20 protein-coding genes and 1 tRNA gene are annotated in these 17,334 nt (G+C 31.0%); 6 read left to right on the top strand and 15 right to left on the bottom strand.

Annotated elements, in window-relative coordinates; genetic code table 11:
- Positions 1-132: 132 nt before the first annotated feature.
- From EYW44_RS04095 to EYW44_RS04085, 3 genes are all read left to right on the top strand, one after another.
- Positions 133-2,199, top strand: a complete 2,067-nt coding sequence (locus tag EYW44_RS04095; protein ID WP_132722400.1) for a hypothetical protein — start codon at positions 133-135, stop codon at positions 2,197-2,199.
- 212 nt (positions 2,200-2,411) lie between these two features.
- Entirely contained in the window at positions 2,412-2,717 is a 306-nt protein-coding gene (locus tag EYW44_RS04090; RefSeq protein ID WP_165872152.1) for a DUF2958 domain-containing protein, read from the top strand.
- A 125-nt stretch (positions 2,718-2,842) separates the two neighbouring features.
- A complete protein-coding gene (locus tag EYW44_RS04085; protein WP_132722398.1) occupies positions 2,843-3,070 on the top strand; it encodes a hypothetical protein in 228 nt (75 codons plus the stop codon).
- 78 nt (positions 3,071-3,148) lie between these two features.
- On the opposite strand, the gene EYW44_RS22085 is transcribed toward EYW44_RS04085, so the two are convergent.
- The 14 genes from EYW44_RS22085 to EYW44_RS04020 form a co-directional block, all read right to left on the bottom strand.
- Positions 3,149-3,286, bottom strand: a complete 138-nt coding sequence (locus EYW44_RS22085) for a hypothetical protein (RefSeq protein WP_165872151.1) — start codon at positions 3,284-3,286, stop codon at positions 3,149-3,151.
- A 363-nt stretch (positions 3,287-3,649) separates the two neighbouring features.
- Positions 3,650-4,192, bottom strand: coding sequence for a hypothetical protein (locus EYW44_RS04080; protein ID WP_132722397.1), 543 nt, complete (start codon positions 4,190-4,192; stop codon positions 3,650-3,652).
- A 102-nt stretch (positions 4,193-4,294) separates the two neighbouring features.
- Positions 4,295-4,570: a type II toxin-antitoxin system RelE/ParE family toxin gene (locus EYW44_RS22855; protein WP_132722396.1), complete on the bottom strand. Its 276-nt coding sequence runs from the start codon at positions 4,568-4,570 to the stop codon at positions 4,295-4,297.
- Positions 4,570-4,794, bottom strand: coding sequence for a hypothetical protein (locus EYW44_RS04070; RefSeq protein WP_132722395.1), 225 nt, complete (start codon positions 4,792-4,794; stop codon positions 4,570-4,572). The genes EYW44_RS22855 and EYW44_RS04070 overlap by 1 nt, the downstream gene beginning before the upstream one ends.
- 98 nt (positions 4,795-4,892) lie before the next feature.
- Positions 4,893-5,207 carry a hypothetical protein gene (locus tag EYW44_RS04065; RefSeq protein ID WP_132722394.1) on the bottom strand — a complete coding sequence of 105 codons (315 nt, stop codon included), beginning with the start codon at positions 5,205-5,207 and terminating at the stop codon, positions 4,893-4,895.
- Between the two features lie 18 nt (positions 5,208-5,225).
- Positions 5,226-6,542, bottom strand: coding sequence for a type IV secretory system conjugative DNA transfer family protein (locus EYW44_RS04060; RefSeq protein WP_132722393.1), 1,317 nt, complete (start codon positions 6,540-6,542; stop codon positions 5,226-5,228).
- Between the two features lie 11 nt (positions 6,543-6,553).
- Complete coding sequence (locus EYW44_RS04055; RefSeq protein WP_132722392.1) at positions 6,554-7,372, bottom strand: relaxase/mobilization nuclease domain-containing protein; 819 nt, start codon at positions 7,370-7,372, stop codon at positions 6,554-6,556.
- Positions 7,369-7,908: a hypothetical protein gene (locus EYW44_RS04050; protein WP_132722391.1), complete on the bottom strand. Its 540-nt coding sequence runs from the start codon at positions 7,906-7,908 to the stop codon at positions 7,369-7,371. Before EYW44_RS04050 ends, EYW44_RS04055 begins: the two co-directional genes overlap by 4 nt.
- Before the next feature lie 125 nt (positions 7,909-8,033).
- Positions 8,034-8,360 carry a hypothetical protein gene (locus EYW44_RS04045; RefSeq protein ID WP_132722390.1) on the bottom strand — a complete coding sequence of 109 codons (327 nt, stop codon included), beginning with the start codon at positions 8,358-8,360 and terminating at the stop codon, positions 8,034-8,036.
- Positions 8,360-8,644 (bottom strand): helix-turn-helix transcriptional regulator, encoded by a 285-nt coding sequence (locus EYW44_RS04040; protein WP_132722389.1) that lies wholly within the window; start codon positions 8,642-8,644, stop codon positions 8,360-8,362. Before EYW44_RS04040 ends, EYW44_RS04045 begins: the two co-directional genes overlap by 1 nt.
- Complete coding sequence (locus tag EYW44_RS04035; RefSeq protein WP_132722388.1) at positions 8,641-9,360, bottom strand: hypothetical protein; 720 nt, start codon at positions 9,358-9,360, stop codon at positions 8,641-8,643. The genes EYW44_RS04040 and EYW44_RS04035 overlap by 4 nt, the downstream gene beginning before the upstream one ends.
- Before the next feature lie 10 nt (positions 9,361-9,370).
- A complete protein-coding gene (locus tag EYW44_RS04030) occupies positions 9,371-10,750 on the bottom strand; it encodes a hypothetical protein (protein WP_132722387.1) in 1,380 nt (459 codons plus the stop codon).
- Positions 10,751-10,812: 62 nt separating this feature from the next.
- A complete protein-coding gene (locus EYW44_RS04025; RefSeq protein WP_132722386.1) occupies positions 10,813-10,992 on the bottom strand; it encodes a hypothetical protein in 180 nt (59 codons plus the stop codon).
- A 198-nt stretch (positions 10,993-11,190) separates the two neighbouring features.
- Positions 11,191-11,643: a hypothetical protein gene (locus EYW44_RS04020; RefSeq protein ID WP_132722385.1), complete on the bottom strand. Its 453-nt coding sequence runs from the start codon at positions 11,641-11,643 to the stop codon at positions 11,191-11,193.
- A gap of 48 nt (positions 11,644-11,691) precedes the next feature.
- Between EYW44_RS04020 and EYW44_RS04015 the strand changes: the two genes are divergently transcribed.
- On the top strand, positions 11,692-14,286 hold the full coding sequence (locus EYW44_RS04015) for a tetratricopeptide repeat protein (protein WP_165872150.1): 2,595 nt from the start codon (positions 11,692-11,694) through the stop codon (positions 14,284-14,286).
- Positions 14,287-14,401: 115 nt separating this feature from the next.
- Here the strand turns inward: EYW44_RS04015 and EYW44_RS04010 are convergent.
- Positions 14,402-14,474 (bottom strand) — tRNA-Met (locus tag EYW44_RS04010).
- 120 nt (positions 14,475-14,594) lie between these two features.
- On the opposite strand from EYW44_RS04010, the gene era reads away from it, so the two are divergent.
- Together era and EYW44_RS04000 are read left to right on the top strand one after the other, a co-directional pair.
- The gene (era, locus tag EYW44_RS04005) at positions 14,595-15,476 is read left to right on the top strand and encodes a GTPase Era (protein WP_132722383.1); all 882 of its coding nucleotides are present in this window, start codon (positions 14,595-14,597) and stop codon (positions 15,474-15,476) included.
- A gap of 172 nt (positions 15,477-15,648) precedes the next feature.
- Positions 15,649-17,205: a choice-of-anchor I family protein gene (locus tag EYW44_RS04000; RefSeq protein ID WP_132722382.1), complete on the top strand. Its 1,557-nt coding sequence runs from the start codon at positions 15,649-15,651 to the stop codon at positions 17,203-17,205.
- Positions 17,206-17,334: the final 129 nt, after the last annotated feature.

Below are 17,334 nucleotides of genomic sequence, written 5' to 3'. Positions count from 1 at the left end.
CTCCGTGGCGTTTGGCGATGCCTGAGTTGGTAGGGTTTATAATATAGTACTAGGAGCACACTTTTTTGTTGCCATAATTTTTCAACCTTTTACTAATCGCTTTTAGCTCCTGTAAGCAACAAAAATAAAATTATGTATCTATTAAAATTAAAAACGAACACTTTTGATTCTTTTTTTAGAAATACTAAAAATTGGAAACTCATTTTAGTCTTAATTCTTATTAATATCGTGTTTGGATGTAGTCCAGATGAAAAGATATTATCCGAAGAAGCCAATATTATACATTTAACTCTAGAAGCTGAAAATGTTGAGTATACTACTTCTATATCCGCAAATGGGGAAATAACAATGGATTCTGAGATACCTTTTTACATTCAGTTTTTAAAGGTTAAGTCTATTCAAATCTCAGATGGTGCAAAGTCAAATATAACAGTAGGCAAAAGTCTTTCGACAGAAGAAATAAATCATAAAATTATTATTACAGCGCAAAATAGAGAGGTAAAAAAAGAGTTTACCTTAACTCTATCTAGAGAAACAAAAATTGAAATTTTAAAATTGGTTCTTGAAGCAAATGGAGAGGAGATTACCACATCCGTAAGTGATGGAAAAATAGAATTAAACTCAAAACTACCTTATGGAACAACCTTAATTAAGGTAAAAGAAATAGAAGTTTCAGAAGGAGCTTTAGCAACCGTAAAAGCTGGAGATACTTTCAATGCACTGCAGTCACCTACAGATATTACGGTTAAGAATCAGAGATATGAAATTATATACAGAATATTTTTTGTACTAAAAAATATAAGCATAGAAAAAGCTACTGCTTGTTATCTAGATATCAAATGGGATGAGGCTTTGAATGTTGATTCATATAAACTGATTGTGAGAGATACTGATAATAACGTGAATCAAGAAGTCTTACTTTCGAGTCAAGAGTTAACACATAGATTTAATGTTTTAAATGACACAAACTACACTATTAAACTTGAAGTAAAAAAAACTGATGGAAACGTTTTTCAGAGTTCCGAAATTGATATTAAAACAGATAGATTTTCTGCTCATAAACGGTTATTCTTTCTATCAGACGGGAGTATAAAAACTTTGTTTTTGGATAATGGAGATTTTATAACTGTTGGACGTATACAAGAAGGTGGTTTTTCAAATGATTTTGGGTACATAGCGCGTTTTACCAAACAGGGAAATAAAGTATGGGAATATCGAGTAGAAAGTCCGGATGAGTTTCGTTATTTTAGTGATGCAGTATTAGATGATGGTTATATTTATGCTATTGGACATGGCTTTAAAAATATAGGAAGTGTTAAATTAGATTTAAACGGTAATGTTATAAGTAAATATTTAGAACCAACCCAAAATGACCTTAGAAGTTCTTCATTCACTAAAGTAGGAGATAAATATCTGGCTGTTATAAGCAAGGCTCCTACTTTAGTCACGGTTATCACCTATTTCTATTGGTTTGATTCTGATCTAAATATTATAAGCAAAGATACTTTAGAGCCTCAATTTAGACCAGAAAGAACCTATATCGGAAAAATATTTGTACTGAACGACAGTGAAATTATGCTAACTGGAGATATATCAGAAGGATTGAGCTCCATTGGTGTTTATTTTGCGAGGTATAATATTGAGAATAAAATAATAACTTCAGAAAAATTCTTAAATGAAACAACTTCGCCATCTATGAGGTTTATACAAGAAACACCTGATGGTAATTTTATTATTGGGATTAATAATGCTCCAAATGTATCAGATTTGAGCACTTGGTATTTTGATGTCTATAAAATTGATTCAAATATTAATATTCTCCAAAGTTTTAGACTGGATAAAAGAATACCAAACAACAATTCAGCACAAGATAATATAGACCAAACAAATACTTTTTATAATGTTTCACAAAGACCAAATGGAGAATTTTGGTTACTTGGAAGTACTTATTCGAGAGATTTTACTTCTGTGGGTATTGATTTTTCTAATAATAAAAATATTGGAGCTATATTCAAATTATCATCAGATTTCAAACTCTCAGATATTGTAACTTTTTATGGAAATATAGAAAAGAGAAGATATTTTGATGCAGGATTCATAAACGATAATAATGATGGTACATTCACCGTAATTTCTCCAAACACATCTGTTCAGTTAGGAATTATTTTAGAAGATGGTACTCCAATTGAATGTCAATAAAACTTCAACAGAAAAGAGCTTCGCAAGAGGCTCTTTTATTCTTTTTACTATAACTCTTCCTTCATCTGCGCAAGTTTCATAGAAAAATAAAATAACGCCCAAAGCTAATCCTGTAAGACTTATAAAAAGCAAGGTTTTACCTCTTCGAGTTCCACCTTGTTTTTAACGCTTAAAGGATGTTTACGCAGGACATAATTTTAATTTTTTCTATCATGGAACTTTTAACAAATGAAATACGTAAACGCTTTGAAGAAATCGGAAGACAAGCCGACACTAGAGACCCTATTGTCGTTACAAAACTGTTTAATCCAGCTGGCTCTGGTACTTGGTATGTATCAGAATACTATCCAGAAGACAATTGTATATTTTGCTACGTTACTGATCTTGGACATGACGAATGGGGCTATACTTCTCTTACCGAAATGAAAGCCTATAAATCTCAGTTTGGACTTGGAATTGAGAGAGATGTTTCTTTTGAAGAGCAACGGTTCTCGGAAATCAAAGAAATTCACGGATAAGAATTTTTCTTTTCTCTATTTTTTAAAAAGCTCCTTCCGGAGCTTTTTTATGTTCAAAAGAAAAATTCTGTAAATATAGATTTTCATGGTATTGAAATAGGGTAACGAATTAAAATCTATATTTTATGAATACAATCGAAGAAATAGAAGAAAAAACACAACTCTTCGCAAGTGAGTTCCCGAAATTCTACCACTTTTTAAATAAAGAAATTGAAATTCTGAAGTTTGGAGCGGATCTAGCGTTGTCAGTTCGGGATGAAGAGAGCGCAAAGAGTTTAAATGACGAAGCACATGAACTTTCTCAGACTCTTAGCGTACTAACAAAACGTTACACCATGGATTTGTTTGAATGATTTACTCTGTAAATATGTTTATGTAACCGTTGTGTAAAACTTAAAAAGCCTCTTCTTCCGAAAAGGCTTTTTGATTTTTTAATCATTTCTATCTTCCCAATCATCTGGTCTTTCATCTTCTCCTCTAGATTGCCAGTATGCATCATTATTATCATTTAACTGATTAGAATGATTGTCTAATTCATCTTTTGAATAATCACTTCCTTTTGGAGCCATAATATTTTGTTTTTCGGGTTACATTTAAAGATAAACATTTTCAAAATATTATCAAAAAATATACGGATAGCTTTGCTGAAATTATTTTTACGCTTCATTTTTTTTCGCGTGGACAATGAGTATTAGAATTGTGTGATTTCAACAGAAATACTCATGCAAGTAAGGAATTTGTAATACACAAAAAATAACAACAATAAATTGCAGTCTATTTTTCATGTATTACTTTCAAATTCCGTACTTGTGAGAAGGCTCTTCGCCCTCTCAACTCCCCAGCTTATAAGGAATAAAAAAAACACGAACTGTGTAAGTACACAATTCGTGTTTTTTTTATGTTTTGTATATGCACTTTTTTAAAAGTAGTATTTAACACTTATTTTCATTCAATGATAAACCTGTTACGAAAAGCTCTTTATGCTTATAAGATGTAAAAAAAGGTTTTAGTATTTTGTTTAGTTCCCACACGTATTCGTAGCTAATATCTTCTAAATTGTTATTTAATATGTAATATACACTTCTAAAACCAAGACGATACCTAGAATCATTTCTCGTAATATTATCTTTTTTAGTAATTACACCTTCTATTAATTCTGATTTATTACGAGCTTCTTTTAATCCTAAATTGGATTTAAAATATTCAAATTCTCCATCTGTAAAATCAAAATCAATAATTAATTTCATTACCACATTATAAAACGGAATCACTAAATCTGGATTCATAGTAGAATTCTCTACATCAAAATCTGGAATTTCATAGAATCTCGAAATGGGAGCAATTAATTCTACTTTTCCCCAATCAAATTCATTATTATATTGTTCAACTTTATTTTTATTTATCTCGAATTTAAAGCTAATTAAACTTATAGAACTAAGAGTGTTCTTTATTCCTCCAAAACTTATATTTATCATATCAATACTTTTATTGTTATTCTCATAAATTTAATAAAAAAGAACAACTATAACAATACTTACAAAGCGTTATTTGAAGAGTCAAATTGTACTTTATTTTTATTATTTTATTTCTTGGCTCGTATGTAAAATTGCATAGATAATAATTTTATCATCTATTATTTCGTAATGTATTCCATAAGGAAAAGCTTCCAGAAAACCTATGCGTATATTTTTATATGATAATTGATAGATTTCAGGGAAAATAATAATTCTATCGAGTAAGCTATTAAAATCACTCAAAAATGAGCTGTACAAGTCTACATCAATAGAATTGTAATGAGATTCTATGTCTTTTATGTTTGTATAGACTTTACTACGAAAAACGAATGTATACATTATAGCATTGCCATAAACTCTTCTCGGCTATACCCTTTATATCCGTCTTCTTCTGCTTCTTTTATAAGCTTATCCAAAAGCTTTTTATGGTGTTCCGGTACTACGTAGTCTTTTCTTTCAAATACAGGTTTATGAAGAACAGATATTTCAAGTATAAGCTCTTCTATATTATTAAAATGCTTTTTTGAAAATTGTATGTCGCCGTCAATAGTAAATTGTTGCATATTTCTATTCTAATAAAACCTTTTCGTTTCCGCAACAAAAAAGCCGATAGAAAATCTATCAGCTTTTACGTTAACTATTTGATTCATGATAATGAAAATCAATCTTCAGGATTTCTTAAAAGTTCAAAGAACTTCCCGAAGACATCTGCCAGTAAGATAACTAATCTTTCTAAGGTAAATACGATTAATTTGAAAAGTATTTTCCCAAGTAAAAGTGTTTTTTCAAACAACCAATCAAACATTGGCTTTATCCAACTATCAAATATCTTTTTTACCCAGCCAAAGGGCAAATAATCATTCTTAATACCAAAGCATATCGAAATAATAAACGATACCATCATTGCCAATAGAAAGTACACAACTACGTTTCCTACAAAATTTATAACACTGTGTTTTATCAATTCAAATTCCATAATTTCTGCTTTTTATATTTACAAATTTGCTCTTCGTTTTAAATGGGATTTAAACCACGGTTTAACCTTCATCTTATTAAAATTCCCTCCATTGATATACAAAAACTCCCATTGCTTAATACCTCGTACTTCTTGTGCCGACATAAGTGGCATAGCTCGTAAATTTCCGTTGATTTCTTTCGTAGTAGTTCCCAATAAAGATTCAACATATTTTGAGGTCTCTACTGATGTTTTTCCGAATATGATTTTATTTAAAGAATTAGCGAGAATGATTTTTGCCCCCGATTTTCCATAATTTTGTTCTAACTGAGAAAAAGCTTCTTGCAAATACATAAAGACAGCACAACGCCTTCTTCTGAGGATTGGGAGTATCTCAGGGAAGCTTTTTTCACCTAAATTGAACGTAGCAAATTCGTCGAGATAGAAATGTAAGTCTAAATCGTTTTCCTCTGGCATCTCTAAAGCGTACTCTAATAATTGGGTTACAAAGAGGTTTAAAATAAACCCAAAATATTTTTTCACTTTATCCTCTCTGGCAGAAATAAAAATTATCGTTTTTTCTTTTCTAAGCGTTTCAAAATCTATGGTGTCTTGTTCCGTGATGTATTGCAGAGTATGACTATTGAGCTTTGAAAGAGACGCTTTTACCGTAGCCAGTATACTAGACCTAACTTTCGGTTCGGTGCTTAAAAATGAAGCGTATGCCAAATACTTATCATCTGAAAGATAGCTCGCCATAAACTTGTTTATCTCATCTGGTTTTACCGTCAAAAGATGAATTATTTTTAACACCGATGATAAATTTTTTGGAAATTCTTCTTGTTTGGCGTTAAGAACGGCTTCAATAACCAATTCGGTAATCGAGCGGGCGCTCAACGTCCAGAAATCCTCTTTGCCTTCAATTAGTAAAACTGTTGTTTCTTGTATACCGTTTTCTTGCTTTAAAGCCCTTTCTAATGGGTTAAATTGCTCACTCTGGTTAATATCATTAAGATTAAGGCTTTTTATGGTAAAACCTTGTTTTTTAAGCCAGCCTTGAGTGATTTTCTGTGTCTCTCCAGATGGATCAACGACTATACAGCTCACTTTATCTTTAGCCGTAAGATTTAATAATTGTCCCGTTAGCACCACACTTTTTCCTCCACCGGTAGCAGAGACCGTAAGGCAATGAGTCGGGATGTGTTTTTTGAGGAGCGATTGTTTTCCGTCCAGCAAATATCCGTCTCGGGCATTCGTTTTGAAAAACTTTCGTTTTTCTGACCAATTCATAAATCTAGATTCTCCAAATTCTGAATTGTTTTGTTGTTTATTAAAAAGTGTTTCGTATAAACTCATAAATATTTTTTTTAACGTGTTAATGATGGTGAGAAATCGTCTCTTTCTCGGTTTCTTCCTCTGATTTCTCGTAGTTGTTCCAGACGTTTTAATACTTCTAACTGCTCTGGTCGTATTACCGTACCAAGTCGAAATTTGAGCTTCCCGTATTTGATACCGTAGTACTGATTCTTTCCTCGCTCATAAAGCTCTATATCTTGGTATCTATCTTTAATAAGCTCGTTCAAATGACTGAGATTATTTGCTTCTTCCACAATGAGTTCTAATTTGTCTATTAGCTCATTTTTAAGCGAAGACTTCTTTGTCTTCTGAAAAGGTTTTCGCTCTTTTTCTCGTGGTTTGTGATACAAATAAGAATTAGGTAACTCCTTGCTGTATTTCTGCTCCAAGTACTCAGAGATGGTCCTATTTTGAACTAAGTATTTTACCTTCGCAAGATCACAAGATTTATTTTTCAAGAAATAATTCTGAGAAACATAGAGATGTACATGAATATTTTTTTCTTCATGAACTCGCCCATACGTTACACATTTGTCATATCTGCGTGTTTCAAGGAATTTAGCAACCAAATCCTGAATTATTTCGGGAGTTACATTGTCTCTATCAAGGTGATGAAAAGATAAAATAACATGCTGTCCTCGGGTTCTTATTTTTCGCCCTCTATATCGGTCGTTTTCAATAAAAGAATTGAGTACCGCTTGCCTTGTGTTGCCCGTACTTACTTGGATGTTTCGAAAAAAAGAAAGATCATTTTCATTATGTGCCCCACGGTCTATATAATCTATGATTTTTTCAAAAGTACCATGATACGGTATCTGTTTTATAATCATAGCCCCATTCGTTTATAATCTGCTATCATGCGCTCTAAATTGTCTATAAATCTTGGGTTTTTAGACACCTCATTCTTTATGTAATCTTCTAAATTAAGAGGTCTAAAATGAGCTAACGTCATTTCTTCTATTCTCAAAAAGATTCGCTTTACTTCTTGAATCTGTTCGTAGTTCACTGCCTTTTCTGTATTGCACAAGTAGGCTATTTCTTGAAGATTCGTAGACAACTGAGAAAGACACACAATGAGGTCATACATCACTTCTTCGTCTGGAAGTATGTAGCTCTTTTCCTTGTAGGCTTTAATCAGGTTTCTTACAAAGTCCCCTGCACTCAAACCTAGCTCTTTTGCATCACTAGAAAGGGCTGTAAATTCAGGCGCTTCCATCCAAATTTGTAAAAGTTTAGAGTTGGTTTTTCGCTTCTGGTTGTAACGCTTGTGGTAATCTTTACGGTACTTTTTTCTTAGCTCTTCTTTTTCCTCTTTTGAGGCATTGAGCTTGCCAAGTGAAATTAAATATTCCTTAAAATTAGACATAAGTATTCTGTTATGAGAGAAGGCGGTAAACCTTCTAACATAGATTTTTATATTCGCTAAAATTTTTCTGCTATAGAAAAGAAAAGACGTGGCTTGCACGCCTTTCTTATCATTCCCTTGGAGTATTAGAAGTCTATCTCCATTTCGTTGTCCTTATCCTTGCCCTTCTTTTTCCATTTGTCTTCCCATACATTCGGCATCACATCAATCAGTTTCTTTAAAGATTCGAGTTTCTTGGGTTTTTCAAGAAGTAATTTTCTGTCTCTCAAAGCCGTGTTGAAACCCAAAGACAAAGCTCTAAACTTGAAGTAGTTCTTCGAACTTTTATCCAAAGCCTTAGCTTCTAACTTTTCTTGTAGTTCCTGAAAATCACCTTTCGTTATTAATTTCCCAAGATTATACCCCCTTGAAAAACATAATTTTACAGATTCTAAATTTTCTTTTGTTTCCATTAGAATCCTGATACTTTATGTTTCTCAATAAAATCAATGACTTCACTCTTTTTGTAAAGTATAACCCGCTTGCCAATCTGATAATAAGCGAGTCCGTTACTACGATACTGAAACAATGTAGATTTACTCGAAATCCCTAGTAACTGCATTGCCTCTTTTTCGGTATAGAACTCCTCCATTTCGTCCTTCGATTTTAATTGCTGGTAGAATTTTTCTAACAGTTTGAAAAACGTTTTTTCGTCGCTTAAAATCAGTGTTCGCATGTTGTTTAAATCCCCTATCATAGCACTTCAAATTTTGTAGTGATACCAAAAGAAGTAAAAACTGTTGTCCAATACGATTCCAAAAAGCCATATAAAGCGTTTTGCGAGCTTTGCGGAACTGGCATGACACAAATTACACTTATACTTTTTAAGCTCTTAGAAAGCGTATATTTCTGCTTTAAAACCTGTATATTTTGGTTCGCTAAAGCTACCATTTGAGCTTCGTTTTCAATTTTCTCTTTAGTTAGGTTTGCTATGGCAGATTCCTGAATCATATCGCTTATAATCAAAACCGTAGATGGATGCTTCAATCTTGATAGAGGTACGAGTATTTCCAAGATTTCAGTACTATTACTTTTCCCATCTAATTGGAGGATAAAATCAACCGTTTTTTTGATAAACAGCAACGTATACTGTTGCACTCCCGCTTTGTGAAGTCTGCGCTGTAATCCTTTTTGCTCCTCCGAATATAAACTGGAGCGAAACATCGGCGGAGTAAATTCAAAAACAGTAGTATTAGTAAGACTTGCAGTGTTATCAAAAATAAGTTTTACCTCAACCGTAACCGTCTTCTTCCCTTTCAAATACCCCACCATATAACGGCGGAGGTATTTAGAAAGTTTCTTTTTATCAATCGTAACCGAAGTAGATTGGTCTACATAAATAGATACATGATTTTTCTGTGCGTTGCTGAAAACAGCAAAAAAATAAAAAAATGCTAAAAATATATTTTTCATAAACGTGTTTTTAAAGGTTATAATCTTTGTCTTCTGGGTTTTGCATTAACAATTGCTCGCATATGTGTTTCTTACACACAAGATGAACCAACTCGTTTCGTAGTATGTATGCGTTTTCTAATTGCTGATACCAAACAGAATAATCTCTTACAATTCTATCTGCTTCTGATGTATATTGCTCGGCATAGTATCGTAGATATACTACTTTTCCTGCCACTATCAGCACTATCTTTAATATCAAAGAACATAACAGCATACAAATACCGAAAAGAGACAAAGCGATGTAACTGAGTAATTTTATAAGCCAAGGTTTCGTTTCACTATTTCTTTCGTTAATTTCCTTCTGAAGCTCTGCTATTTCTGCTTTTAAAGTCGTGTTTTCATCATCAAGAAATAATGCTCCTTGCTTTTGGGTCAGTTCTTCGGCTAATCGTTCTGTTTGCGCTGTTTCTGCTTTCTTATCAGTATGAAATGCAGATAAAACACCAAAACTTAATACTACAAGTACCGTTACGGCAACTGTAATCATAAAAGCTATTGGTACTTTTGCTATGGTACGCAGGTACACTTCAATACGCTTAAAACACAACAGCACCAAAGCCGAAACCACTACCATAGGACCAAAAGCAATGATAATTGAGCTTGTAGAATCTAAATTCATTACGTTTCTTCCCGTCAAATACCAGATTAATCCCTCAATAATAATCCCAACAAAAGCAGAAATAAAATATCCTGCTATCGAAACAGATTTAAAGTAATTCAGAATATTAAAAGTTCTCGGAACAAAAATTTCCGGCACAACGGCTTCTGGTAATTCTGTTTTTTCTAGATGCTGAAAATTAACTCTAAACGTCTTTCCTAATTCGTAAGCCGACTCGTCTATTTCTTCGTTTAGATGACGATTAAATTCAATGGGCTTGAATCTGTTTGGTTTATCCGACAATTCGTACTTTCTGATATATACCTCATCTGGAATAGACTGAGGTTTTATTTTTGACTCCTTAAACCAAACTTTGTCTTCTTGTATCTCTTCCAACTGGTCTGGTTCTACTAATTCAGATTCGTCTTTTAAAGCTACTAAATCGTATAATTCTCTTTGCTTGTAATAGCTCTTACGTACTGCTTTTTTATACTGTGCTACCGAGGCAGAAATCTGCTTCTGAAAATCTGTAATCGCAGAATTAAAATGCGCAATAACCTTCTCTAACCACACACCTCTAAAACTTACTAAATCCAAAGATTTACTTCCGAGCGTGTTAAAAAAATCTTTTCCCTTTTGGAAAATCATATCTGACGTTGTGTGCAAAATACCTTCTATGGCATTTCTTGCTTTTTTAGGCTTCCCGAATAGCATTCGTCTTTTACCTATACTTGAAAACTTAAATCTCATAAATACTATCTTTTGAAACCCTCACAAGGTGTTGCTTGTGAGAGTTCTGTTTTTAATTTTGTTTACTCTAACAGTAGGTGGAAATATTCTTTATTTTCCTTATAAATTCTCTCTGCTGTTAATCTTGCATACGCTACTTGTTGGGTAGTCGTTCCATGTGTCTGTGGTGATGGTATTCTTATTCCTTGATAAGTACCTCCTCCTTTTAAAATTATCTGTGTAATTTCTTGTGCTATTAACATCTTGTTTTAATTTTTTGCTTTCAGTTGTACTTCCTGAAAACTCATTCATAAAAAATCCATGGATGTTGAATTCAACAGCACAATTATATGAGGTACAAATAGATAGAAGAAATAAATTCAACCGATTACAAAAATTCAATAGTGGATTTACATTTTGACGCAGAGGATTGTCTAAAAACGGGAGAGGATTTTTAGTATTTATTCATCAAAATAATTTTCTCTTCGATAAGGATTTCTTAAACCAAATCTTTTTATGTGTGCAATTTGATTTTCTACCCCCTCTGTTTCTTTTATTGACTTAAGAAAATTTTGCCATATGATATCAGAATGAGATTCAGCTAGAGTAATTGAATAGTTTTGTTTCTCTTCTTTCTCTGAAATTACAGCCTTCACATTGATTAAAATTTGCTCTTGTACATCAAAAAATCGCTGATGAGGATGAAATCCATAATTAATTCTATGTTCATAACCATATCTTTCAATTCCTTGGTCTAAAAAGTTCTTAAGCCTATTATCAATGTGATCTATACCTTCCTGACTTATTATACTTAATACCTTTTGAGAGGCTGTAGGCTCTCCATTAAACAGATGAATCCCTTCACGTGTATTAGGTACATATAAAATTCGTTCTTCGGTTTTTTGTATATTCATAGCTAATACATAATAAATTCAAAAAAGAATATTGTCAATACTTTTATGATGGATTTTAAACAGACCCCTGAAAGAAAACAAAGGTTAAGAGAAGAAGTAAATATGCAAATAGAAAAGCTATATGGAAGTAATATAGAAACAGGAACTGCAATTCAAAAAATCAAAAACTATGTATCAATCTTTCTTGAGAAATACAAGATAGTATTTAACACAGAATATCCTATCACAAAGGATGGTAGCAATAAATCTATTGAAGCAAACAATAAAAAAGATGCTTGTGAACTTCTTCTTTATTCTGAGGAATTCCAAGATTTTGTATCTGGTTCTAAAGTAAAGAGTATTAAAAACTGCACTCCTAGTGATCAAAAATCAATAAATTTTATTAATAAAGAGTTTAATTCTAATGAAGGAGATATAAGTACTGTAGTACTTGATTATATGGCTATTTTCGCTGGATACTTGGGATGGAGTCATTTCTTTTTGAAATTTGAAGGGAAAGAAGAAGGAAAAGAAATAAAATTTTTGAAGAATAAAATTATTTCTGCTTTAGTAGAAGGTGGTTTTGAAATCTATAAAGAAGACGATAATGAAACACTAGAAGCGAAAATTAATGAATCTATTGAAGTAACTAAAAAAGGTACTGAGAAAGTTTATAAAGTTTTAGAGAATCAAGAAGGAATGTTCCAAATTCTGAAAAATATAGAAAGAAATCAAATAGGTGCTTCTCCCATTTTAAAAAGTAACCAGATAGTCTCTAAACTACCCGAAGACAATAAGGTTGATTACAAAAAAAGTTTAATTCACATAAAAAAACGTTATAATGAAGACCATATAAAAATACTCAATCATTATCAAAAAATAATTAAAAATAAAGAAGAAACTTTTTCATTATTTAAAGAAACTTTTAGTCTAATAATCAAGGCTAAAAAACTAACCCCAAGTTTAAAAGAGCAAATAAAGTTCATATTAGAATCAAAGAAAATTAATAAAATTTATAAGATTGCACTGGTCAGCGCAATTTCAATTTCTATGATTGAAAACTTCACAGATGATAAAGGTGAAATATTAATTAATTTAATACATGAAAATGAAGATATAATATGGGAAAAAGCACTTATAGGCTTAATCTTAGCATTTAATTTTAATTTAAAGAAAATAGAAAGAAAAAAGACAAATAAAATTTATAAAAATTTTGAAGAGCTAATCGGATTAAGAAGAGTAGAAAATGGAATATTTAGTATTGTAAATTTACTTTTTAATTATAATTTTAATTGGAAACTACATCTTGGAGAAACAAGTAAGAGAAATGATAATATTTATTTATGGTTCCTACCTAAACAAATAGAAAAAGATAAGAAAGCTTATGTTTCAGTTATTCCTGAATCTAACATCCATCTTAATGTACTAGGTAATTATAAAGTAGGTATCACTGATAAAAAAGAGAAAGGAATTGAGTTGATAAAAAATCATTATCTAAGAATCTATTTAGGTAAAACAACTACTAGTAAAACGAGTAATACAGATTCAAATCTTAATTTTTACTTAAAAGAAATTTTAATAGCTTTAGTCTCTATTCCTTCAATTAAAGCTATCAAAACAAAACCAATAAAAAAAACAACACATCGTATTGATTATAAGTTTTATTTTCATTTAACAATAATTAAAAATTTATCTAAGCTCTTAAATAGACCTGGAATTGAAGGGGTATTAGAATTTAAAAGTGGACGCTATGATTTAGCATTAAAATTGTTAATTGAGGACAGGTACTTAAATCAAGATCCAATAATGTTGTTTTATCTAGGTAAGATTTATATACAAAGAGAACAATACAAAGAAGCAATCTACTATTTAAAAAAAGCTGTAAATATAGATTCAAATTTTATCGAAATTTACTTAGAATTAAGTTTTGCATATTTAAAAATAAGGAGATATAAATTAGGGTTGAAATATGCACAAAAAAAATTGCACGAATCTCTAAAAGTTAATCAAATAACAAAACAAACTAAAAAAACTTATCTTTTATTTATAGAGTTCTATTTAAAATTATCTTATCCTCAAAAAGCGCTTTATTATCTTTTGAAAGCCAATGATTATTTTCCTAAAGATTATATAATATTAGCTTATTTAGGCGATTTATACTTTAAGTATGGAAAATTTAAAAAGGGAATTTTTTATTATAAAAAGGCTATAAAAACAAGTAATAAAAAAGAAAAAATAAAAATATTAGAAAAACTCCATGGGTTTTATTTATACTTTAAAAATGATCACAAAATAGCTTATGAATACCTAAAGAAAATTCGTAAAATGAATCCTAATAGCCCTAAATTGAATAGTATCTATATTTTCCATTACACTTATCTTGAACAATATTCTTTAGTTGATTTATATTTAGAGAGACTTATATCTAAAGAAGGTTCTATCAAAGAAATATATCGAAATATAAATCACATAACGACTAATAAATCAAAGTTTAGCAGGAATTTATTATCTAAAAAACAAAAAAGCTTTTTTTTTAATAATAATTTGTATGGTAAAATTTTATCTAAAAGTATAGATACATTTTTAATAATGATATCCATAGTTAAATATTATGAATATTATAAAAACTTGTCATATAAAATTATATACTCTAAAAGAGTTTAAATATTGATATCTAAAAAAGTGTGCACTTACAAATATCCTTAAAAATGTTTTAGGTATGTTTTAGGAAGAGAATCAAAAAAGGCTTTCAGAATCCTGAAAGCCTTGTCAAATCTAGTAGCGGGAACAGGACTCGAACCTGTGACCTTCGGGTTATGAGCCCGACGAGCTGCCTACTGCTCTATCCCGCGATATTGAGGGTGCAAATATACGAGCTTTTTTTGAATACACAATAAATAATTACACTTTTTTAACAAAAGTATTTGTTTTAACATGTAATATCCACCGTAAAAAACAATTACCTTTGCAATATGACACATAAAGCAGGATTTGTAAACATTATAGGAAACCCTAATGTTGGTAAATCAACCTTAATGAACGCCCTAGTAGGCGAAAAACTTTCAATAATCACCTCTAAAGCACAAACTACCAGACATAGAATTCTGGGAATTGTAAATGGTGAAGATTATCAAATCGTATTTTCTGATACTCCTGGGATTATAAAACCAGCATATGAGTTACAAGAATCTATGATGGATTTTGTAAAATCTGCCTTTGATGATGCTGATGTATTAATATATATGGTAGAGGTTGGTGAGAAAGAACTTAAAAACGAAGCTTTTTTCAAAAAAATAATTGATAGTAAAATTCCTGTAATTCTACTTCTTAATAAAATTGACTTATCAACACCAGAACAAGTTAATGAGAAAATTGCATATTGGCGAAGTAAAGTACCAAACTCATTTGTATATGTAATTTCTGCATTAGAAAAATTCAATGTAGAAAATGTATTTTATAAAATTATTGAGTTACTACCAGATTCTCCTCCCTTCTACCCTAAAGACCAATTAACAGATAAACCAGAACGTTTTTTTGTAAACGAAACTATTCGTGAAAAAATACTTCAACAATACAAAAAAGAGATTCCTTACTCTGTAGAGATTGAAACCGAAAGTTTTGTAGAAGAAGAAAACATTATTAAAATTCGTTCGGTTATTATGGTAGAACGCGAAACTCAAAAAGGCATTATAATTGGTCATAAAGGAAGTGCTATAAAACGTGTAGGTACAGATGCAAGAAAGAGTTTACAGCATTTTTTTGATAAAAAAGTTTTCTTAGAGTTGTATGTTAAAGTAAATAAAAACTGGAGATCTAGCGACAAACAATTGCGTCGTTTTGGTTATAAAGAATAAACCTGTTTACAACATATTTATTACCTAAAAAGCACATTTTATAATTTATTAATCAATACTTAACAACCTACACAAGTTAGTTAACATTGTGCAATTATTTATAACAAATCATTTTAATTATAGTAACCTTTAATTAATGTTTTAAATGAAGTTTTGTTGAAAATATCAATCAATGAAAAATTTATTTAAAACAGTACTAGCTGTTGGTCTAATTAGTTTTGTAGGATGTGAAGATGACAACCCTTCTCCAGGTCAAAACCCTGATATCAATACTAATGTAAACTTTAAATATTCAAACACTATAAAAGTTGGTGGTGAAGGTGCTGCGGAAATTTCAGCTTATGATACTAAAACAAAAAAATTATTTGTTATCAACTCTGAATCTAAAGAAGTTTCTGTATACAGTTTATCTAATGTAGAAACTACTGAAAAATTATCTTCAATAACTATCAATACTGGTGCTCCAAATAGTATTTCTGCTTATGATGGTAAAATTGCAATTGCTATAGAAGCTGAAGTTAAGCAAAATAATGGTAAAATTGCTTTATACAATGCTGAAAATAATGAATTAATTAGCGATTTTACTGTAGGTGCTTTACCTGATATGGTTACTTTTTCTAAAGATGGTAAATTATTGGTATGTGCCAACGAAGGAGAACCAAATTCACTTTACACAAATGATCCTGAAGGAAGTGTAAGTATTATTAATATAGAAAGTAAACAAGTAAGTACTTTAGATTTTACAGCTTTTAATGGTCAGGAAGCTAGTTTAGAAGCGAACGGTTTTAGAGTTTTTGGCCCTGGTGCAAACCTTGCTACTGATGTAGAACCTGAATATATTACGATATCTGACGATTCTAAAACAGCTTGGGTTTCTTTACAAGAAAACAACGGAATTGCAAAAGTTAATTTAGAATCTAAAACTATTGAAGCTATTTATCCTTTAGGTTTTAAAGATTACAATGCAGCTGGTAATGAAATTGATCCTAGTAACGAAGACAATAAAAAAGAATTAAGAAACATTCCTGTATACGGAATTTACCAACCAGATGCTATTACTTATGTAAACATTAATGGTGTAGGATATATTATTTCTGCTAACGAAGGTGATGCTAGAGAATATATAGACGACAAAGGAACTGATGACGAAGATGATGATGAAGATATTTTTGTAAACGAAAAGCGTATCAAAAAAATAGACTTAGATCCTACAGCGTTTCCTAATGCCGACGAATTACAAAAAGAAGAAAATTTAGGTCGTTTGAAAATTGCCTTAGACTTAGGTGATACAGACAATGATGGTGATTATGACAAGTTATACTCTTACGGAGCTCGTTCTTTCAGTATATGGTCTGAAAATGGAAGCTTAATCTACGATAGTGGAAATAGTATCTCACAAAAAACATTAGAATTAACTCCTGCTACTTTTAATGATGAAGATGGAAGAAGTGACGATAAAGGTGCTGAACCAGAAGCTGTAGAGGTTTTAAACATAGGTAATGAACGTTACATTTTATTTGTAGGTTTAGAGCGTACAGACCAAGTGATGGTATACGATATTACAAACCCGAGTGCTCCTAGCTTTTTGGCAATTCTTTCGAATGATGGTGATGAAGCTCCTGAAGGGTTATTAGTAATTCCAGCCAAAGATAGCCCTAATGGAAAAGATTTACTTTTAGTTTCTAATGAAGATAGCGGAACGGTTAGTATTTATCAAAACATGCAATAATTCAATTTTATGATTGAATAAATCGTCGTTTTAAATCAAACATGAGTTAATGACGTAATAAAAATCTAAAAAACAACTATTGAGCACCAATCAATAGTTGTTTTATTTTATAGAAACGCTACCTTTGCA

The sequence above is a fragment of the Tenacibaculum sp. M341 genome (assembly GCF_004337695.1).
Taxonomy (GTDB): Bacteria; Bacteroidota; Bacteroidia; order Flavobacteriales; family Flavobacteriaceae; genus Polaribacter.
The sequence above is the reverse complement of the archived record's forward strand: the minus strand, read 5'-3'. Positions and strand labels throughout refer to the sequence as shown.